This is a genomic window from Flavobacterium sp., from assembly GCF_039595935.1.
GTDB lineage: Bacteria > Bacteroidota > Bacteroidia > Flavobacteriales > Flavobacteriaceae > Flavobacterium.
Genome location: NZ_JBCNKR010000006.1, coordinates 536072 through 557265, shown reverse-complemented (window position 1 = coordinate 557265; position 21194 = coordinate 536072). Strand labels below are relative to the sequence as shown.

Below are 21194 nucleotides of genomic sequence, written 5' to 3'. Positions count from 1 at the left end.
ACAAAATTAATGAACTGATATAGTTATCAAAATTTTATTCACAATTTTTATTAACAATTCTGATATTTTTATAGATAACTAATTTTCAGTATTTTATTTAACGCGTTATTAGTTTTTAATTGTCGCCTCTTTTATAAAATGCTTTTTTTATTAAGAAATTACTTTATTTTAAGCATATTTGCGCTCTTATTTAAGTTTAGTTTTATTTTCTATTTTACATAATATTTTTAAGCCATGACAGATCAGGAATTATTTTATTTATTAGCCTTGCAAAAAGTGGAAGGAGTTGGAGATATTATGGCCAAAAAAATGCTGACTCATTGCGGAAATGCCGAAGCTGTTTTTAAATCAAAATCAAGTCAAATAGCTTTGATTGATGGAGTTGGGACAGTTTTGATCAAAAACATGAAAGATCCGGGTATTTTTGAAAAAGCAGATCAGGAACTGAAATTCATTAGAAATAATAAAATTGATGTTTCTTTTTTTCAAAATGAAAGCTATCCGGATCGATTGAAACATTGTATAGATTCTCCAGTTTTGATTTTCTCAGGCGGAAATATAGATTTAAAAAACAAAAAAATTATCAGTATTGTTGGCACTCGGCAGGTAACCTCTTATGGCACTGAATTCTGTAGAAAACTTATTGAAGATCTTGCGCCACTTGATCCGGTAATCGTAAGCGGTTTTGCTTATGGGGTTGATATTGTGGCACATCAGTTTGCGATGGAATATAATTTGCAAACTGTTGGTGTTTTGGCTCATGGATTAAATCAGGTTTATCCACGTGTGCACAAAAAGTATATGGCTAAAATGGAAGAAAACGGAGGTTTCATAACTGAATTTTGGAGTTCTTCTAAACCCGATAAAGAAAACTTTGTACGCCGAAACCGTATCGTTGCCGGAATCAGCGAAGCTACAATCGTAATAGAATCTGCAGATAAAGGCGGTTCGCTTATAACTGCCAATCTTGCAAATGATTATAACAGAGATGTTTTTGCAGTTCCGGGCAGAGTTACTGATAAATACAGCCAGGGCTGCAATGATTTAATCAAAATCCAAAAAGCAAATGTATTAACAAGTGCAGCCGATTTAATTTATGTTTTGAATTGGGATATCGAAAAGAAACCAAAAACAATTCAGCGGCAGTTGTTTATAGAACTCGAACCTGATGAACAAAAGATATATGATTTTCTTTTAAAAAACGGTAAAGAACTTTTGGACATTATTGCACTCGAATGTAATTTTCCGGTATTTAGAATTTCCGGAATTCTGTTAAATATGGAGCTTAAAGGGTTGATAAGACCTTTGCCGGGAAAAATGTTCGAAGCGATTTAATTGCCTTTTTTTGGATAATATTTTGAAAGTTCGATTGAAAAAATCACGCTCGAAATTTTCCATTTTCCGTTAATTTTAACCATCTGCCAATATTCTTTTCCCCAGTTTGTCATAGAATCTTCAGACCAAAAACTATAATCAAAAGTAACGCTGGCAATGGCGTCATCGTTTTGAATGACAATATTTTCAAATTTTTCTTCACTCTTCATATCTCTTATTATTGAGCGGATAAAATAGGTATAAGTGTCTGTAAAATAATTTGTTGTGATGGTTGGCTTTGCCTGTAGTTTTCTGGCCTGACTTCTTTCTTTGGTTACGCCAATCCAGTTTACATTGCCTTCAAAGAATAAATTATTAAAAGTTGTAGAGTCTTTTTTGATAATACACTGCATAAACGATTTTAAAATCTGGTGTATTTCTTCTTTGTCTTTTGAAGTTTCTTGTGCAGAAACTGAATGGAAAGAAAGAAGAATAAATAAAATAAAACTAGTTGTTTTCATGGTTTTTAGAATTAATTTTTAAGAGATAATTTTTAATTTTTGAAGAAGGTTTTTCTATTAAATACTGAAAAACATAACCAATAAGAATACAGTTTGCGAGACTGATAATTAATACAAATGAACTTTCGCTGTCTATATTTTGATTCGCAATAAAAAAATGGGTTAAGTGAATTATTCCTTTGTGAGAAAGATAAATAGAGTAGGAAAGTGCCGCCAGACGCTCAGAAAATAGAGATTGTTTCTTATTTAAAATTGATGATTTTGAGATCGCCGACATTACAATTAACCCAAAACCTGAAGCAACAATTGTAAATCCAATTATAGAAGCTGGTTTTGACATTTGATCAAGGCAAATCCAAAATGAAAAAAAAACAATCGTTAAACCCAAAATCAGTAAAAGATTGCCATTTGAATGAATGAAATTTCTAAACTGACCGGAGTATTTAAAAAAATAAGCAATTAGAATTCCAACAACAAAACCATCTAATCTTGTGTAAGTTGGATAATAAATTTTCATGTACCAGATTTTCCAAAAATCTGTAGAATTCAAGTTCGGAATTATAAACACCTGCCATGAAATTATCCTTGATATTATCGTTAGAAATAACAGAAACAGGAGTAAGAATGGGATATAATTTAGTTTTTTGAATTTAAAAAAAATGAATAAAAAGAGAGGAAACAAAAGGTAAAATTGTTCTTCTATACACAACGACCAGGCGTGTGAAAATGTTCCAAAATTTTTGATGTCGAGTTCGATATTCTGAGTAAAGGTGATGAATTTCCAAAGTGGCGGTAAAGCTTCTCTTTCTCTGAAAAGAGGAAAAGAAAAATATAAAATAAGCACAGCGGCATAAGGTGGAATAATTCTGAAAAAGCGTTTAACATAAAACTCCTTAAAGCGAATTTCATTTGAAATTTTGATTTGTTCAAAAAGTTGTTTTGAAATCAAAAATCCGCTTAGAACAAAGAATAAATCTACGCCCATCCAGCCAAATCTGCCATAAGTATCGATCCATTCCGGATGAGGAAACATTCGATAATGATATACTAAAACCATCACAATTGCCAAAGCGCGCAGATGATCAAGACCGATAATTTTTTGAGAGGTGTTTGAATGCATTTGTTTTTTTGCACAAATCTAGTCTCAGTTTTCGGGCGTTTTTTAAACATCATTTACACGACGCATTTTTAGATATCAATAGCATAAAATTATATTTCAACAGCATTTTTTGTCGTTCGTAATCAAATTTCAGTCGTTTACAATCAAGCTGAAAGTTTTGAATTTCGATTTCCTATTTTTGAATCATGAATACAATTTCAAATAATTTAATTCGGAAGAACCTGGTTTTTCAGGTTTCTTTTTGGCTTTTGTTTTTTTTAATAGGCGAAGCCAAAATTTATGCAGAATATAGGCATCCGGTATTTTCGATGATTATTCTGTATGACTTGTGTCATTTGATTTTCCAAATTATATCTGCCAATTTTATTTATTTCATTCTTATAAAAAAGATCTTTTACAAAAAGCAGTATTTTGTATTTGTGATTTCTTTAATTGCCAGCATATATGTGTTCTCTGTTTTAAACAGAATCTTTACCATTTACATCGCCGAGCCATTTTTTATAGATGATCCTCAGGATGATTTGATTGCTATTTTGACTGATTTGAGTTATTTATTCTGCTATTATGTAATCCCGATCGTTACCGCTTCGTTTGTTTTTGTTTCGGTTGTGTTTATGCTCGATTTAAGACACGAAAAACAATATTCTACACAAATCCTCAAAGAGAAGGCAGAATTAGAATTAAAGGCGCTAAAAACGCAGTTAAACCCGCATTTTTTATTCAACACGCTAAATAACATTTATTCGCTGTCAATTATCAATTCTCAAAAAACATCAGAATCGATAAGCAGGCTTTCAAACATTCTGGATTATATCTTATACAAAGGCCAGAGAAAATTAATTTCTGTTTCAGATGAAATGAAAGTAATTTTCGATTATGTTGAATTAGAAAAGCTGCGTTATGATTCAAGACTAGAATTGAAAATTACAGAACAAATTCAGTCTGCAAACCTGGTTCCGCCATTATTGTTTTTATCTTTGGTAGAAAATGCTTTTAAACACGGTGCGGCCAGTATTTCAGGAAATATTTTTATTTCTGTTTTTGTTGAAACTAATGCCGAAAAATCATTTTTTAGAATCGAAAATTCTTTTGTTCCAAAAGAAAGCCACTGCGAAAAAAGTATGGGTTTAAAAATAATTCAGGATCAATTAAAGATAATTTACGGCGATCGCAGTTTTTGCTCGATTAAAACCGAAGCCAGCCGATTTATTGTCGAACTAACAATTCCAGCAAATGAAAATTGATTGTATTATAGTTGATGATGAGCCGCTCGCAATTAAACTTTTAGAAAATCATATTTCTAAGATAGACCAATTACATTTGGTTGGAACTGCCGGAAATGCATTAGAAGCCTACAAACTCATAAAATCCAGTCCGGTTGATTTGATTTTTTTAGACATTCAAATGCCGGATTTAACGGGAATTGATTTTTTAAAATCATTAAAGACCAAACCAAAAACCATTTTTACAACCGCATACAGAGAATTTGCCATTGAAGGTTTTGAACTCGAAGCAGTAGATTATATCCTGAAACCGATAACTTTTGAACGTTTTTTTAAAGCTATAGAACGCGTTTTGAGAAATGAAACACAAGAAAAAGAAGAAGAATTTATAATGCTGAGGTCAAACGGATTGCTGCATAAAATTTTCCTTAAATCAATTTTGTTTTTAGAAAGTCAGGGAAATGATGTCAAAGTCATTTTAAAAGAAGAAAAGCCAATTGTTGCCAAACACAAAATCAGTGATTTGGAAATTACTTTAATTGCGAAAGGTTTTTTGCGAATTCATAGATCATTTTTAGTCAACTTAAAAGAAGTTAAAGCTTTAGGGAATAATGAGATAGTTATAGAAAGTTTTACAATTCCAGTTGGCCGAAGCTTTAAAGAAAACTACGAAAATTTTAAAACCCGTTTTTAAGATAAGGTTATTTTTAACAAATAAATTAGGTTTAAAAAATTAAAATTATACTTTTGTTTTTACACCAAAACCTTAAAAATGAATATAATTGGACTACTAGAAAATGCTGGAATTTATCAGGAAAACCGAAATTCTTTCAGCATAGAAGACACTGAAAAAGTCAGGCGACATTTTCAAATTGAGCGATCGCAAAACCCTAATTTAGATCCTGCACTAGCTGATAATTTGATTTCGGCAATAAATGAATTTCCAAAAGAACTTTTGTTTATTACCAATAACAGAATCCTGTATAATTTCTTTGCCCGAAGAAATTATTCCCGAAACAGGTTTAATACAGATTACTCGCTTTCTGTTAATGAAGAAAACATTAAAACATTCATAGACAAATTTTTATCTAAAGATTTGGATGCATTTTTTGATCAAAATATTGATCAGAATAGATTTGATGTTATTGATGATCTTTTGAATGCTAAAGAATATCTGCCTCAAAATTCATTAGACAATTTAAGTCAGAAACTATCTGCAAAGCTTGATTTTGTTGTAAATAAATTAGATGAAAATCCTTCATTATCAACAGGTGCAGAAAATATTGAATTTATTAAATACAGAAGTTTTTATGCCTTGCTTTCGTACTTCAGATCTGAAGAAAACGACAAGAAAATCAGAGCGATTTACAGCAAAATTTCAGGCTCAATTGTTAATGCAGCCGTGCGAAATGAGTTTTTAGAGCCAATGGTAAATTCAATGGTAAATTATAAGCCGATAGATTATGAATTGAGTAATACTATAAGATCTCACAAAGACAGAATTGATGCCGAGAAAGAAAGAGAATACAGCAGCGGCAGTTCATCTGGAGGAATGTCTACATGGTCTGTAATAGTTATCATAATCGTTGTTTTACGATTGATTTTATTGCTGGCCAGATTAGGAAGAGCATAAACATATTTTGCATAAAAAAACCTGCTAAACAGCAGGTTTTTTTTATAATTTACTTTTTATTTTCTTCATTATAATTCCAAAAAGCTTCATCTTCTCCAGCTCCGTCTAAAATGCAAAAAGCAGCATATGAAATGTCAACCAGCCAGTTATCAATTTGAGATACTTGTTCTTTTGAAATCAGATTATTGCTTTGCAACATTCCTTCCGGATAAAGTGCCCACATTCTTCCTAAATGACAAATTCCCCAAATCGAACTAATGATTCTTTTATCTACAAAATCCTTTTCCATTTCTGAAGAAAGTACTTTTAAAGACTTCATTATCAAATGATAATTTTCTTCATATAAAACCCCTTTAAATGGGCGTAATTGACCAAGAAAACCTTTTTCCCATCTTTCACTTTCTATATTCTCATGACAACCACTTTGATACATTAATTCTTCTAAAGCCTCTTCTTTTGTCATAAATTAATGTTTTAAAGAGATAATTTAATTCTCAAACCCAAGAACATTTCGAACTTTTGCAAGAACTCCGTCTGCAACAACAGAAGCTTTTGCGGCACCCTTTTTCAATAAGGCATCTACTTCTTCAAGGTTATTGATATAGTAATTGTATTTTTCTCTTTCGGTTTTGAATTTCTCTGTAATCAATTCAAAAAGAGCTTGTTTAGCATGGCCATAACCATAATTTCCGCCAAGATAATTCGCTCTCATTTCGGCAATTTGTGTTTCATTTGCCAGAAGGGAATAAATGGCAAAAGCGTTACACGTATCTGGATTTTTTGGCGCTTCAAGTGGCGTACTGTCTGTTTCGATACTCATTACTTGTTTGCGTAATGTCTTATCATCAAGGAAAATATTGATAATATTATTAGCAGATTTACTCATTTTTCCACCGTTAGTTCCCGGAATTAACATAGTGTCTTCCTGAATTTTAGCTTCTGGAATTACAAATGTTTCGCCCATTTGATGATTAAATCTTGAAGCAACATCGCGAGTAATTTCTAAATGCTGTGATTGATCTTTTCCAACTGGAACAAATTCAGCATCATACAATAAAATATCGGCTGCCATTAACATCGGATAGGTGAAAAGCCCTGCATTTACATCTTCTAAACGATCGGCTTTATCTTTAAAAGATGTTGCTAAACTTAAACGTTGAAAAGGAAAAAAACAGCTTAAATACCAGGTCAATTCAGCAGTTTGAATCACATCAGATTGTCTGTAGAAAGTCACTTTATCAGGATTTAAACCACAAGCAAGCCAAGCCGCTGCAGTGCTGTAAGTGTTTTCTCTTAGTGTTTTACCATTTTTAATTTGCGTAATCGAATGCAAATCAGCAATAAACAAAAAAGATTCGTTTGCCGGATTGTTCGATAATTCAATTGCCGGGATAATTGCTCCCAATAAATTTCCTAAATGTGGCGTTCCAGTACTCTGAACACCAGTAAGTATTTTTGCCATTCTAGTTTTTTTCTTAAACGCAAAGTTCGTGAAGTTTTTTATAACCGCAAAGTTTGCAAAGGTTTTAGGGAAGTTTTGTTGTGGTTTTTTAACGCAAAGGGCGCAAAGTTTTTTCGCAAAGTATATTTTAAAATTTTAAAAAACAGCCACAGATTAAAGGATTTACACAGATTAAAAAATCCCTTAATCTTTTCAATCTGTGGCAATAAACTTTGCGTCCTTTGCGAAAAAACCTTTGCGTTCTTTGCGGTAAAAAAAACTGCAAAATAAATTCTTGTTTAAAATTCATTGGCGTTTTAGTACTTTTGAAACTATGAAAATATTTAAGATTGTTTTTTGGATTTTTTGGCGCATTTGGTTTTACATTTTAATGGCGATTCCAATATTGATTATGTTGCCATTTCTGCTGATTTCTATTATCTCGGAAAGGGGATATCCCTATTTTTTTAAAATGGCCCGCATTTGGGCTAAATTTATCCTTTTCGGGATGGGTTTTTATTACAAAGTCAAGAAGGAACAAAAGCTTATCAAAAATAAGAGTTATATGATTGTTGCAAATCATACCTCAATGACAGACATTATGCTGATGCTGGCCATTATTAAAAATCCATTTGTTTTTGTTGGAAAGAAAGAATTGGTAAAGATTCCGTTATTTGGATTTTTCTATAAAAGAACCTGTATTTTGGTAGACAGAAATTCTTCTAAAAGTAAAAATGAAGTTTTTAAAAGAGCTCAAAGCCGCTTAAATCAGGGTTTAAGTATTTGTATTTTTCCAGAAGGCGGTGTTCCTGATGATGAATCTATTTTACTGGATGAGTTTAAAGACGGTGCTTTTAGACTGGCTATTGACCACCAAATTCCGATTGTTCCAATTGTTTTTGCCGACAATAAAGAACGTTTTTCGTATACTTTTTTAAGTGGAAGTCCGGGAAGGATGAGAGGGAAAATTTTGCCTTTTGTTGAAACAGAAGGATTAACGCCAGATCACAGAAAAGAACTTCGTGACAACGTTAGACAAATAATTTACAATGGCTTACTGGAATTTGAAAAGAAAGATTTAAAAAGAAAATAAAAAAATAAACCCGACAAAATTTTCAAATTGTCGGGTTCTCTTTGAAATAAAAACCCCCGTTAATATTCAAAAAGCTTATCGGTGAATGATTTTCTCTGAGATAAATCGTAATATTTTCTTAATCTTTAATTTTGTTTTTTTTCTTCTTCTACTCAACTGCATTACTCTTTTTTCTTTCATGGTTATATATTTATGGTTTGATAATTAAGAGTTTAACTTAAACTCTCGGTTATGTCATAATATATTAGATCGAAAAAAAACAAAAAGGTTGTATTGCAATATAACTTTTTTTCAAAAATTTTTTAAAATCCGTTAGAACCATGAGTGAAACTAACGGATTTTTAATGAATCAACCAACCAAATTTATTATAAAAAAAATGTTGAATTGAGTATTTATGGCTAATACCAATTAAACATTATGTCTACTGTATAGATGAATTTGTTACAAAAAGGTTGCGTCTTTTTTTAAATTTTTTTTCAAATAAAAAACCCGAAAGTAATAAAATCTTTCGGGTTTTTGTATAAATCATTGATTTTAAAATTGTTATAAAACAATTAAGCATCAGCTAATTCTTTCATATGTGCTTTAATTTTTTCTTCTAATTCTTCTGCTAATTCAGGATTATCTTTAATTAAAGCTTTAACAGCATCACGACCTTGTCCTAATTTTGTATCTCCGTAGCTAAACCAGGATCCTGCTTTTTTAACGATATCAAATTCAACAGCCAAATCAAGAATTTCACCAGTTTTAGAAACTCCTTCTCCGTACATAATGTCAAATTCGGCAGTTTTAAAAGGAGGTGCTACTTTGTTTTTAACGATTTTAACTTTGGTTCTGTTACCAATTACGTTTTCACCGTCTTTAATTTGTGCAGAACGACGAATATCCAAACGCACAGAAGCGTAGAATTTCAATGCGTTACCTCCGGTTGTTGTTTCAGGATTTCCGAACATCACACCAATTTTTTCACGCAGCTGGTTGATAAAGAAAACCGTACAGTTTGTTTTGCTGATCGTTCCGGTTAATTTTCTTAAAGCCTGAGACATCAAACGAGCGTGAAGACCCATTTTTGAATCTCCCATTTCACCTTCGATCTCACTTTTTGGAGTCAAAGCGGCAACAGAGTCAATTACTACAATGTCTATAGCTCCGGAACGGATTAAGTTTTCGGCAATTTCAAGAGCCTGCTCACCATTGTCTGGCTGAGAGATAATCAGGTTCTCGATATCTACATTTAATTTTTCAGCATAATTTCTGTCAAAAGCATGCTCAGCATCGATAAAAGCAGCAATTCCGCCCGCTTTTTGAGCTTCAGCAATAGCATGTAGTGTCAGTGTGGTCTTACCAGACGATTCTGGTCCGTATATTTCAATAATTCTTCCTTTTGGATAACCATTTACTCCAAGAGCTAAATCAACACCAAGAGACCCCGAAGAAATCGTTTCTACCTCTACAATGGCTCTGTCGCCCATTTTCATTACGGTTCCTTTTCCGTAGGTTTTGTCAAGTTTATCAAGCGTAAGCTGTAACGCTTTTAATTTGGCTTCTTTGTCTGAACTCATCTTATCTTAAATTATCTAAATTATTTTTTTTAGCTTTCAAAAAAATCAAAAATCAAAAAACTTATTGATTTTATTTGACGAACTAGAATGTGTAAAAATACTTCTTTTTTTGAAGTTTCATCACTCCAAATTGTTTCAAATTGTAACAATTTGTATTACAAAAATAAGGCCTTTAATTCTGTTGCATCAGAAGGTTTCATCTTTCCAGCCAGTACTAAACTTAATTGTTTACGACGTAGTGCCGCATCAAAACGCTGTATTTCTAATTCGGTTTCAGGAACAATTGCCGGTACTTCAACAGGTCTTCCGGTGTCGTCAACAGCAACAAAAGTATAAATAGCTTCGTTTGCTTTGGTTCTGTTTCCAGATTCGCGGTCTTCTACCCAAACGTCTATAAAAACTTCCATAGAACTTTTGAAAGATCTTGAAACTTTTGCTTCGACAGTAACAACGCTTCCAAGAGAAATTGCTCTGTTGAAAGCAACGTGATTTACAGATGCTGTAACTACAATTCGGCGTGAATGTCTGCGGGCCGCAATACTTGCTGCACGATCCATTCTGGCTAATAATTCACCGCCAAAAAGATTATTTAAAGGATTAGTTTCGCTCGGTAAAACTAAATCAGTTAATATGGTTACGGATTCTGAAGGATGTTTTGGATTCATTTTTTTATTATAAAAATTTGTTTTTTCTGCCACAGATTTCACAGATTAAAAGGATTAAAAATCTTGCCGAATCTTTGAAATCTGTGGCTTATCTTAAAAAATTTAGGCTGATTAATTCAGCCAGTTAACTACCATTACGGCAGGGATAAAATATATAACAATGGTTCTCGCACCATCGTAATCTTTGGCTAATCGTTGTCCGAAAAGCATCATTAACAAAGAGATACATGAAAAAATTCCGGCATAAAAACCATAATCACGACCGCTGTTTGTTAATAACTGAATTGCTCCAACGACACTTAAAATCCCCGAAATCAATTCTAAAATTAAAAGATGAAGTAAAGCAAGCGGAACTTGATTTTTTAATGGCGTTTGAGCAAAATGTTCTTTAAGCCAGGTTACATTATCTTTCCAGTAAAAAATTTTTTCGTAGCCAGATTGTAAAAATGTCAAGGCTAAAAATGCTAATGATAAAATAGAGGCAACATTATTCATTTGAGGACTATTTTTTATGAATTAAACGAGTCAGTTTTATAGATAAATCGGTTAAGATTATTTTCGCATTTCCGTTTCTTTCAATGTGATACATCGCATCTGAAAGTTCTTTGAAAATTTCGTGAATGTTATTTCCGTTTACAAAAGGCGCAAAATTTTCGAGTTTAAATTTGTCCACTTTTGGTTCGATATAAACTAAACTCGGCGTTTGATAATTCAGTAATAATGCTTGTCTGAACATTTCTATGCAAAACTGAATAAACTTTTTCTGGCTTTCGCGGCCAAGTCCGGCAATTTCTTCACTCCAGGAAATTAAATCCTGAATGGCTGCCGCATTTCCTTTTGCCCTAAAAGCGGCACGAACCCAATTGACAAACCATTGCTCAAACGGATATTCAGAATCGTCTTCTTTTAACAAATGCAGTGCTTTATTAAAATTTCCCTGAGCCTGATGTGCGATTTTTTTGGCCAGATTTGGATCAATATTTTCCTGAGAAACCAGAGCATCTGCAATCACTTTTTCCGGAAGTCCGTTAAAGTGAATTACCTGACAGCGAGAACGTATGGTTTGGATAATATCTTCTTCATTTTCAGAAATCAGGATAAAAATGGTTTTGTCTGAAGGTTCTTCAAGAAGTTTCAAAAGCTTGTTTGAGGCCGCAATATTCATTTTGTCGGCCATCCAGATAATCATGATTTTATAACCTCCTTCGTATGATTTCAGCGAAAGCGATTTTAAAACTTCCTGAGCATCTTCAACCCTGATTTCTCCCTGTTTGTTTTGAACGCCCAAAATTTTATACCAGTCAAATAATCCGCCGTAAGGCATTTCCTGAATAAAGATTCGCCAATCCTGAATGAAGTCTAAACTTTTGGGTTTGGTTTTTACATCTTCGGTGGTAACGGTTGGATAAATAAAATGCAGATCGGGATGCGAAATGTTTTGGAATTTGAGATTGCAGGAATCATTTCCGTTTTCATTTTCATTTCCGGTATTATTGCATAAAATGTACTGTGCATAGGCAATTGCTGTCGATAATGTACCGCTTCCTTCAGGCCCAATGAATAATTGCGCATGTGGAATTCGCCCGGAAGATGCACTTTTTATTAAGTGACTTTTGATGTAATCCTGACCTAAAATTTGAGAAAATTGCATGAAGCAAAGATAACAGAAAATGATGTAGTCAAAAATTTTCGATTAAAGATTATTGGGCTGCATTTCATTTATGAGATTATGATTGTTTTTTGCTAAAATTTTTGCGCTCTCTTAACTAACTTTTGTTAATAAATTACTTCATGCGAGTAGATATCAAGACTTTTTTGTTAATATTTTTTTGCTTAAAACGACAAACGGAATGTTTTTTTGGCTATTTAATGAGAAAAACAGTTACTTTTTTATAGAAAATATCTTACGTTTCAAGACTTGCGGAATTTAACAAAAACCTCGTTAAAACGCAGATTTCCTCGACATAAGGTTGGTTTTTAAGCTTTTTTTAAGCTTTTTTTTTGAAAAAAAAATCAATGAAAGTTGCAATTTAAGTTAATTTCTATATTTTTGTTTTCATCAACAACCAATTATATACAAGAATTTATGAAAGGGAAAATTATTTTATTTAGTGCATTTTTTATCATGACAACTGCAGCTGTTTCTGCGCAGGCAAAAAACGCTCCAAGAAGTATTATTAGTACAACAGCTCTTATTCGTAAATATCACGATCAAAAAGAATTGAGTGGTATGCAAAAAGGAGAACTTTTGGAATTGTATATTGAGCGAATTAAAGTATTAGTAAAAACTCTCCCTTACATTGCCTTGGTTACTAAACCTGGTGTTACGATGGCAGACTTAGGTATTCCGGACGATGGCGATCACAAAAAAATACTAGATGCTCAGGCAATCGGTACAACAACTTTCTTAGATACTACAGTTGAGTTTCAAAGAAAAATGATGCCTTACTCTGATAAAGGAAACCTTATCGCAGCAATTTTATTTTACGAAAACACATTAAAATCATTACACGAGTTCAACGAATTGAACGAAATGTAATAATTTCAAAAAATATTAAAACCTTTTGCAAAGTGTTTACGTAAATCAGTAGATTTTAAAAACATTTTAAAAAAGAAACAACAACAACTCGTTCTCGATTATTCTGAAATTATACTTAGAAAATTGAGAAGAGTTTTTGCATTTAAGCATACCCAAATTTATTATTAACCTAATACACACCTTTATCATGAAAAAAATTACTCAAATGATCTGCGTTCTGTTGACAGTAACAAGTATGAGTGCTCAACAAGAGAAAGGAATTATGGGCTACACGAACTGGTTGAATAACTGGACTGAATTTAAGCCTAACAAAGTAGAGTATGGAGAAGCAAATCAAATTTTAGCAGGAAACATTTCTGTTAATACTAAATTGCTTAAAAGGAATATTTATGTTTTGCAAGGAAACGTATATGTTACTAACAATGCCGTTTTAACTATCGAACCAGGAACTTTAATTATTGGTGATTTCGAAACAAAAGGAACATTGGTAGTTACTAAAGGTGCTCAAATTATTGCTGATGGTTTAGAAACTGACCCAATTGTATTTACTTCTAACCGCAGCCAGAAAAAAGCTGGAGACTGGGGTGGAGTAGTTATTTTAGGAGATGCGCCAATCAACAAGTTTGGTAATGTTAGTTCTTACAACATGGATCTTGATCCAACTTTAACTACTTACGGAGGAGATAACGTTGCTTCAAACTCAGGAATCTTAAGATATGTAAGAATCGAGTTTGCTGGTAAAAAAGTAAAAGGTGTTGATACTTTCAACGGTTTAACTCTTGCTGGTATTGGAAACAAAACTATTCTTGAAAACGTTATGGTAAGCTACGCTGGTGGTGACTCATTTGCTTTCATGGGTGGAGATGTTAACGCTACAAAATTCGTATCTTACAAATCAATCAACGACGATTACAAATTTACACAAGGTGTACAATGTCGTTTCTACAACTCTTTAGCAGTTAGATCTTCTTACTTCTCTAGTACAAAAGACGGTTCTCGTTGTATGGAAGTAAAATCTTATGAGAAGAAAAGCGAAACAGACTTCACTAAAAAACAAACTTTAGTTGTTGCATCTAATATTACAATGCTTAACGACAGTGAAAACATCAATGCTGATATTCAGGCAGGATTGGTAAAAGAAGCTGTTTACATTGCAGAAAATGCTTCTCTTGAAATGAAAAGAAGTGTGATCTCTGGATTTAACCCAGCGGTATTATTAGACAGCAAAACAGAAATCAATGATGCTAACCTTAAAAAAATCAAATTTGAGGAAATGTATTTCAACTTATGTAAAGGAAACATCTTTACTGAATACAATTCAAACAATGAAGATTTAGAGAGCTGGTATGGTAACAGTGTATTCTTTAACGTTTACTCTCAAAGTGACAACAAAGAAACATTCATTGATATTTTCAACCCTAAAAAACCAGATTACAGATTACAATTAGGAAAAATTACAGCTTCTAGCGGCAATAGATAAATAGATTTCGATTTTTATTTTAAAGCGTAAATTTTATTAATAAAGTCCCCAGACACAATTTATGTATCGTCTTAAAAGGACCAAATAAAGATCAAAATAATGGCTCTATCTACAAAAAAATATTTATATATATTCTTTTTGGTTTCTCCTATTTCGTTAAGCCTGTATGCGCAAAATTCAGCAAAACCTACGTTTTCTGCTGATTCTGACTGCAAATTTGAAACGGTAATCGAGGTAAATCAAAACAACGAATCAGCTGATAAATGTATCAGCAAATTAGATAATTCTAATCAGTTAATAGTAGGGCTGTCCACCCCCAAGGACAGCCTTACTATGGCAGCTGATAAGGAAAATCAATCTACAGAATGCAACGAAAATTCATTGCTAGGTTCTACATCAATTCTTGCAAAAGATATTATTGAGAACTACAAATATGATTTTTCTGAAACATTCATTGATATCTTGTTTTTTGAGCGTATAGACTTAGCAAGAACACGTACTATATGATTCGAAAAACTACTTTATCTTTTTTTAAAGTTTTCTTTCTGTTTAGTATCATTCTGTTTACTAAATCGCATACCTATGCTCAAACGGCAATAGTTGGTCAACAGCTGCCTTTTGATAGAATTTGTGCTGGTTTAATAGTGAATGGAGCGCCTTTCAATGAATACAACGCAACATTCAGCTACTTAAATTTTCCGGCAGGAACTACTTTTGAAGTAGAGCTTTCTGATGAACTTGGAAGTTTTACAACCCCAACGGCTACAACAAAAATCTCGTTTGTCGATGATCCTTCAACAGGACAGCAGACTATTAAATTTGCTATTCCTACGAACTTAAAAGGATCTAATACTTACAGCCTTCGTGTTAAGAGTAATACCGCAACACCGGTTTACAGCCAGAGGTTTAAAAATTTTCAGGATCAGACTTCATTTCCTGCTTATTACAGAATTTTTACAGATAAGTTCTATATCAATAACAGAGAAGCCAACGCAACGATTTGCTCCGGCGGAAGCATAAGTCTTACAGTTGATAATCCAACTCCTGCAGATGCTCCATCATCTCCTGCTAATTATCCAAGTTTAACGTATAAATGGTATAAAGATGATGTGTTAATTGCAGGACAAAGCGGTACAACGTTAGTAGCCAATTCTCCGGGAGTATATTACGCACAAATCAATTACGGCGGTTGTGATGATGATAACTTTAGTTCAAATCGTGTAACAGTTGTTTCCTCAGGCGGAGGATCAGCCGTAACGGTAGACTCAAGTTTAGGAAACCCTTTTTGTTCAAATGGTACAGGAACGGTTTTAACAGCAACTTCAGGAAACAGTTATGTTTGGAAAAAAGACGGTGTAACCCTGGCAGCAACAACGCGAAGCATTACAGCAACAGATTCTGGAATTTATACTGTTGAGGTAGATTTCGGAGGATGTAAAGCAACAGGAAGCATTGATTTAAAAAGCAACAGTTTCTCTGCAAGTATTGATGTTGCAGATGAATATGAATTACAAGAAAATGAAACTTTAAATGTATCAATAACAACTGATGCAACGACTCCTAAATTTGAATGGTTCCTAAATGGCATTGCTATAAACGGAGCAAGCAGTTCAAGTTATCTGGTAGCCGTAAGAGGTATTTATAAAGTAAAAATTTCACAAGAATCAGGATGTATCGCTTCAAGAGAGTTTACGTTTAGAGTAACCTCTGTATTAGATGCAGTGACGACTGTGATACCGAATATAGTAAAATTAAGTGGTAGTTATCCTTATTGGAATATTCCGGATGTGTACAAAACCGCAACGACTAAGTTGATGATTTTAAGTTCGAATGGAGAGGTAATGTTTGATGATGTTGGAAGCAATTACGATCCAGAACTTAATTCGTTTATTAAAGATTTTAAAAATGTAAATCCAGTTTATTACTATGTTATTCAAGGCGATGCAGGTGAAAAAAAAGGATCAATTACTGTGATTAAATAATATGAAGAAAATTTTACTATTCATAACTTTATTTTACGGTTTTTCTAATATACTCTATTCTCAAAATCAAAATGAGAATGGAGTTGTTTCGTTTTCTTTACCTATCAGAAATTCATTAAAGTTTAATAGATATTTAATAAACCCTGCATTTAGTTTTGTTCGTGAAACAAACGCTTATGCAAGTTTCTATAATAAAAGACAATGGGTGCAGTTTGAGAATGCACCACAAACCTATTTAGCCAATTACTCTGGAAGATTTAGAGAAAATGAAGCTTTTGCAATAGGTTTATTCCAGCAAAATTATGGTTTAATGACCGTGTTTGGGGGAGTTGTCAATTTTGCACACAATATCGTTTTGGATCAGGACAATAACTTAACCTTTGGTTTAAATGTTGGAGCTTATCAAAGCGGTTTGGATAAAGGAAAAATAATATCTGACGATCCGGATATTTTAAACGGAGATTATCCATCAAATACATTGTTAACAGTTAACCCGGGTATTAACTACGGAACTGCATTCCTGGATTTCGGATTATCTGTAAACAACTTAATTCTTTACAATTTTGGTTCAGGTGTTGTAAAAGAGGATCCGGAAAGAGCAATTGAATTACACGCTATGTACACAGGTTACATAGACAGTTACGGATTTTTTGAGCAAAGTAAATTTTCCGGAATTGTAAAAACAGAGATTAAAAAAGACAAAACCGTTCTTTCAGGATTGGCAATGCTTTCGCTAAAACAAGGAGTTTGGGCACAAGCAGGATATAACACTTTATATGGCGTTTCAGCAGGACTAGGGGTTAACATTTCACCTAGCATTGCAATCGAATACAATTATGAAAGAGGAATGGGCAATTTTACAAACATGGGAGGATCTCATGAATTTGCAATTGCCTATAAATTCAAAAACAGAAATTACTATTATGGAGATGACGAAGAAGGATCAATAATAGATCCAAACAGAACGACATCTAAACCAGTAATAGCAAAACCAAAAACAAATACAGCTCCGGTAACAAGAGTAGATGGTGCTGAAAAAGCAAGATTAGCAGCTGAAGCAAAAGCAAAAGCCGATGCAGAAGCAAAACAAGCAAGACTTGCAGCTGCAGAAAAAGCGAAAGCTGATGCCGAAGCAGCAGAAAAAGCAAAACTAGAAGCAGACAATAAAGCCAAAGCAGATGCTGAAGCTCTTAAAATAAAATTAGCTGCCGATGCAAAAGCTAAGGCAGATGCCGCCGCCGCTGCAAGAGCACAAACGGCTAATGCAAACAAAGCAATTGCTGCAGAAAATAAAACACAAGCACAATTAGCTGCAGATAAAGCAAGAGCTGATGCTGAGGCAAGAAGAATAAAATTAGCCGCTGATAATAAAGCACGAGTTGATGCCGCTGCCGCTGCAAGAGCACAAGCTGCTGCCAATAAACCGGGAGCAACTGCAGCACAAAAAACGCAGGCACAATTAGCAGCAGATAAATCAAAAGCTGATGCTGAGGCATTAAGAATTAAGTTAGCAGCTGATGCAAAAGCAAAAGCGGATGCAGAAGCAAAAGCGAAACAAGCAGCTGCTACAGCTCCGGCTCCGGCTCCACAAAAAACTCCGGCGCAATTAGCTGCTGAAAAAGCTAAGGCAGATGCCGAAGCTGCATCTAAAGCAAGATTGGCTGCCGCAGAAAAAGCGAAAGCTGATGCAGAAGCGCAGAGAGCAAAATTAGCTGCCGATGCGAAAGCAAAAGCTGATGCTGCAGAAGCAAAACGTAAAGCCGATGCAAAAGCAAAAGCAGAAGAAGCAGATTTACAATCAATCTTAGCTGCTGATGCAAAAGCAAAAGCAGACTCTGATGCTCTTCAGGCAAGATTAGCAGCAGAAGCGAAAGCAAAAGCGGCTTCTGAAGCAAAAACTAAAGCGGCAATCGACGCTGCAAATAGAGCTAAAGCTGCAGCTGCTGCAAAAGAAAAGGCTGCCGCAGAAGCTGCATTAAAAGAAAAATTAGCTGCTGATGCAAAAGCAAAAGCAGATGCAGAAGCGAGACAAGCAATTATCGCTGCAGAAGCAAAAGCGAAAGCGGATGCAGAAGCATTAAAAATAAAACAAGCTGAAGAAGCGAAAGCAAAAGCAGAAGCTGAAGCTCAGGCTAAACTGGATGCAGAAGCAAAAGCAAAAGCAGATGCAGAAGCACTTCAGGCAAAATTAGTAGCTGATGCAAAAGCAAAAGCTGACGCTGAAGCTCAAGCAAAACTAGCTGCAGAAGCAAAAGCAAAAGCCGATGCGGAGGCATTACAAGCAAAATTAGCAGCGGACGCAAAAGCAAAAGCGGATGCAGAAGCATTACAAGTTAAACAAGCAGCAGAAGCGAAAGCCAAAGCAGATGAAGAAGCTCGTCAGGCGAAATTAGCTGCTGAAGCAAAAGCAAAAGCAGACGCTGAAGCTGAACAAGCAAGATTAGCTGCTGATGCAAAAGCTAAAGCGGATATGGAAGCTTTACAAGCTAAACTAATTGCTGACGCAAGAGTTAAAGCTGATGCAGAAGCAACAGCGAAGGCAAAAGCAGAAGCAGAAGAAAAACAATTAAGAGAAGCTGAAGAAGCTCGTCAGGCAAAATTAGCTGCAGACGCAAAAGCGAAAGCCGATGCAGAAGCTCTTCAGGCTAAGTTAGCAGCGGAAGCAAAAGCTAAGGCGGATGCAGAAGCATTACAAGCTAAACAAGCAGCAGAAGCGAAAGCAAAAGCTGATGAAGAAGCTCGTCAGGCGAAATTAGCTGCAGATGCAAAAGCAAAAGCCGATGCAGAAGCCCTTCAGGCTAAGTTAGCAGCCGATGCAAAAGCTAAGGCGGATGCAGAAGCATTACAAGCTAAACAAGCAGCAGAAGCGAAAGCTAAAGCAGACGAAGAAGCTCGTCAGGCGAAATTAGCGGCTGATGCAAAAGCAAAAGCGGATGCAGAAGCATTACAAGCTAAACAAGCAGCAGAAGCAAAAGCCAAAGCAGACGAAGAAGCTCGTCAGGCGAAATTAGCTGCAGACGCAAAAGCGAAAGCCGATGCAGAAGCACTTCAGGCTAGGTTAGCAGCGGAAGCAAAAGCTAAGGCGGATGCAGAAGCATTACAAGCTAAACAAGCAGCAGAAGCAAAAGCCAAAGCAGACGAAGAAGCTCGACAGGCGAAATTAGCTGCTGACGCAAAAGCAAAAGCAGATGCAGAAGCACTTCAGGCTAAGTTAGCAGCGGAAGCAAAAGCTAAGGCGGATGCAGAAGCATTACAAGCTAAACAAGCAGCAGAAGCGAAAGCTAAAGCAGACGAAGAAGCTCGTCAGGCAAAATTAGCAGCAGACGCAAAAGCAAAAGCGGATGCAGAAGCCCTTCAGGCTAAGTTAGCAGCGGAAGCAAAAGCTAAGGCAGATGCAGAAGCATTACAAGCTAAACAAGCAGCAGAAGCGAAAGCCAAAGCAGACGAAGAAGCTCGTCAGGCGAAATTAGCTGCAGATGCAAAAGCAAAAGCAGATATGGAAGCGGCACAAGCTAAGTTGTTAGCTGAAGCTAAAGCAAAAGCGGATGCAGAAGCAAATGAAAAATTAAGAGCTGAAGAAGAATCAAGACAATTAAAAGCTGAGGAAGAACGTCAGGCTGCATTAGCTGCTGAAAAAGCTAAAGCAGATGCAGAAGCTGCTGCAAGAGCTGCCGCTGCAAAAGACGAAACAGCAAAAGCAATTGAAAGCTTAACTCAGTCTATTGAAACTTCAGAGAAAACACAAAGTGATTTATTAGATCAGTTTAAATCTACTGTAGCGAATAAACAAAAAGACTTGAATGACTTAAAAGAAGAGAATGATTTAAGTGAAAAAGGTATTTATAAAGAACCTAAACCATTCAAGAGTGTTGCTGCAGAGAATAGTCAGATAGAGGCGTTAAAAGCACAACTAGCTGATGCAAGCAGAATCCAAAAAGATGAAATTGCGAAACTGACGAATTTATATAACGAAAGGCTGAAAAAAGTTCCTAATAAAAATGATGCTTTAAACAAAGCTTATCTTGAAAAGATAAATCAATTAAAAGCAGCTCAATTAAAAATGGAACAAGATGGAGCAGCATTACTAGCCGATTTAGAGCGTATTAAAGCTGAAACTGAAATTGAGAAAAAACGTAGAATTAAACGTGCAGCATATGAGAATGATCAGGGAAGATATGCACAGGATTTAGCTGCTCTTAAACGTATTAAAGAAACTACGAAACCAAGCAGTACGCCGTTAACAGCCGCTGATTTTGATTTTGGAGAAGATCAGTCAAATATGCAGATTATCAAGAATATTAAAAATTCTGATAGTGGTTATTATATGATTCTTGCAGTTCATAACAGTGTTGAAAAACGAGATGAATTCTTGACTAAAGCTGTAGCATCAGGGCTTTCAAATATTAATTTCTTCTATAATGTAACCACAAGTAAGTATTACATCTATTATGAGAAATTTGACAGCTTACAAGATGCAACGAAAGCATTAGAAGCAAAAGGTAAATCGCCATATAACGGGAAAATGGCAATTGTAAAAGTTGAAAATTAATATAGAATATAGATGGCGACTTCTTTGAAATAGAAGAAGGAAGTAACAAATTTAAATTAAGATTGAATGTC

The 21194-nt window shown here is 34.5% G+C and carries 18 protein-coding genes; 10 read left to right on the top strand and 8 right to left on the bottom strand.

Going from position 1 to position 21194, the window contains the following annotated elements:
* Positions 1-234 precede the first annotated feature (234 nt).
* Positions 235-1335: a DNA-processing protein DprA gene (gene dprA / locus ABDW27_RS12060; protein ID WP_343696138.1), complete on the top strand. Its 1101-nt coding sequence runs from the start codon at positions 235-237 to the stop codon at positions 1333-1335.
* Here dprA and ABDW27_RS12055 read toward each other — a convergent pair.
* The gene (locus tag ABDW27_RS12055; protein WP_343696137.1) at positions 1332-1835 is read right to left on the bottom strand and encodes a hypothetical protein; all 504 of its coding nucleotides are present in this window, start codon (positions 1833-1835) and stop codon (positions 1332-1334) included. The two genes, dprA and ABDW27_RS12055, sit on opposite strands and share 4 nt — an antisense overlap.
* On the bottom strand, positions 1822-2955 hold the full coding sequence (locus ABDW27_RS12050) for an acyltransferase (protein ID WP_343696136.1): 1134 nt from the start codon (positions 2953-2955) through the stop codon (positions 1822-1824). The genes ABDW27_RS12055 and ABDW27_RS12050 overlap by 14 nt, the downstream gene beginning before the upstream one ends.
* A gap of 185 nt (positions 2956-3140) precedes the next feature.
* Between ABDW27_RS12050 and ABDW27_RS12045 the strand changes: the two genes are divergently transcribed.
* The 3 genes from ABDW27_RS12045 (at position 3141) to ABDW27_RS12035 (ending at position 5811) form a co-directional block, all read left to right on the top strand.
* On the top strand, positions 3141-4199 hold the full coding sequence (locus ABDW27_RS12045; protein ID WP_343696135.1) for a histidine kinase: 1059 nt from the start codon (positions 3141-3143) through the stop codon (positions 4197-4199).
* On the top strand, positions 4189-4872 hold the full coding sequence (locus ABDW27_RS12040; RefSeq protein ID WP_343696134.1) for a response regulator transcription factor: 684 nt from the start codon (positions 4189-4191) through the stop codon (positions 4870-4872). The genes ABDW27_RS12045 and ABDW27_RS12040 overlap by 11 nt, the downstream gene beginning before the upstream one ends.
* A gap of 78 nt (positions 4873-4950) precedes the next feature.
* Positions 4951-5811 carry a hypothetical protein gene (locus ABDW27_RS12035; protein ID WP_343696133.1) on the top strand — a complete coding sequence of 287 codons (861 nt, stop codon included), beginning with the start codon at positions 4951-4953 and terminating at the stop codon, positions 5809-5811.
* A gap of 49 nt (positions 5812-5860) precedes the next feature.
* Here ABDW27_RS12035 and ABDW27_RS12030 read toward each other — a convergent pair whose 3' ends face one another.
* Together ABDW27_RS12030 and trpS are read right to left on the bottom strand one after the other, a co-directional pair.
* Positions 5861-6274 carry a hypothetical protein gene (locus ABDW27_RS12030; RefSeq protein ID WP_343696132.1) on the bottom strand — a complete coding sequence of 138 codons (414 nt, stop codon included), beginning with the start codon at positions 6272-6274 and terminating at the stop codon, positions 5861-5863.
* Positions 6275-6298: 24 nt separating this feature from the next.
* Positions 6299-7273 (bottom strand): tryptophan--tRNA ligase, encoded by a 975-nt coding sequence (trpS, locus tag ABDW27_RS12025; RefSeq protein WP_343696131.1) that lies wholly within the window; start codon positions 7271-7273, stop codon positions 6299-6301.
* A gap of 313 nt (positions 7274-7586) precedes the next feature.
* Here trpS and ABDW27_RS12020 point away from each other — a divergent pair, with 313 nt between their 5' ends.
* A complete protein-coding gene (locus ABDW27_RS12020) occupies positions 7587-8345 on the top strand; it encodes a lysophospholipid acyltransferase family protein (RefSeq protein WP_343696130.1) in 759 nt (252 codons plus the stop codon).
* A 555-nt stretch (positions 8346-8900) separates the two neighbouring features.
* Here the strand turns inward: ABDW27_RS12020 and recA are convergent.
* From recA to ABDW27_RS12000, 4 genes are all read right to left on the bottom strand, one after another.
* Positions 8901-9908: a recombinase RecA gene (gene recA / locus ABDW27_RS12015; RefSeq protein WP_073415200.1), complete on the bottom strand. Its 1008-nt coding sequence runs from the start codon at positions 9906-9908 to the stop codon at positions 8901-8903.
* Between the two features lie 155 nt (positions 9909-10063).
* Entirely contained in the window at positions 10064-10573 is a 510-nt protein-coding gene (locus tag ABDW27_RS12010; protein WP_343696129.1) for an acyl-CoA thioesterase, read from the bottom strand.
* A gap of 111 nt (positions 10574-10684) precedes the next feature.
* Positions 10685-11068, bottom strand: coding sequence for a DoxX family protein (locus tag ABDW27_RS12005; RefSeq protein WP_343696128.1), 384 nt, complete (start codon positions 11066-11068; stop codon positions 10685-10687).
* Positions 11069-11075: 7 nt separating this feature from the next.
* Positions 11076-12224, bottom strand: a complete 1149-nt coding sequence (locus ABDW27_RS12000; protein WP_343696127.1) for a DNA polymerase III subunit delta' — start codon at positions 12222-12224, stop codon at positions 11076-11078.
* A 435-nt stretch (positions 12225-12659) separates the two neighbouring features.
* Here ABDW27_RS12000 and ABDW27_RS11995 point away from each other — a divergent pair, with 435 nt between their 5' ends.
* The 5 genes from ABDW27_RS11995 to ABDW27_RS11975 all read left to right on the top strand — a co-directional run bounded on the left by ABDW27_RS11995 (position 12660) and on the right by ABDW27_RS11975 (position 21123).
* The gene (locus tag ABDW27_RS11995) at positions 12660-13112 is read left to right on the top strand and encodes a hypothetical protein (protein ID WP_343696126.1); all 453 of its coding nucleotides are present in this window, start codon (positions 12660-12662) and stop codon (positions 13110-13112) included.
* Positions 13113-13299: 187 nt separating this feature from the next.
* On the top strand, positions 13300-14592 hold the full coding sequence (locus tag ABDW27_RS11990; RefSeq protein ID WP_343696125.1) for a hypothetical protein: 1293 nt from the start codon (positions 13300-13302) through the stop codon (positions 14590-14592).
* A 99-nt stretch (positions 14593-14691) separates the two neighbouring features.
* The gene (locus ABDW27_RS11985) at positions 14692-15099 is read left to right on the top strand and encodes a hypothetical protein (protein WP_343696124.1); all 408 of its coding nucleotides are present in this window, start codon (positions 14692-14694) and stop codon (positions 15097-15099) included.
* On the top strand, positions 15096-16574 hold the full coding sequence (gene sprC, locus ABDW27_RS11980; RefSeq protein WP_343696123.1) for a gliding motility protein SprC: 1479 nt from the start codon (positions 15096-15098) through the stop codon (positions 16572-16574). The genes ABDW27_RS11985 and sprC overlap by 4 nt, the downstream gene beginning before the upstream one ends.
* A gap of 1 nt (position 16575) precedes the next feature.
* A complete protein-coding gene (locus tag ABDW27_RS11975; protein WP_343696122.1) occupies positions 16576-21123 on the top strand; it encodes a PorP/SprF family type IX secretion system membrane protein in 4548 nt (1515 codons plus the stop codon).
* The last annotated feature ends 71 nt before the right edge of the window (positions 21124-21194 follow it).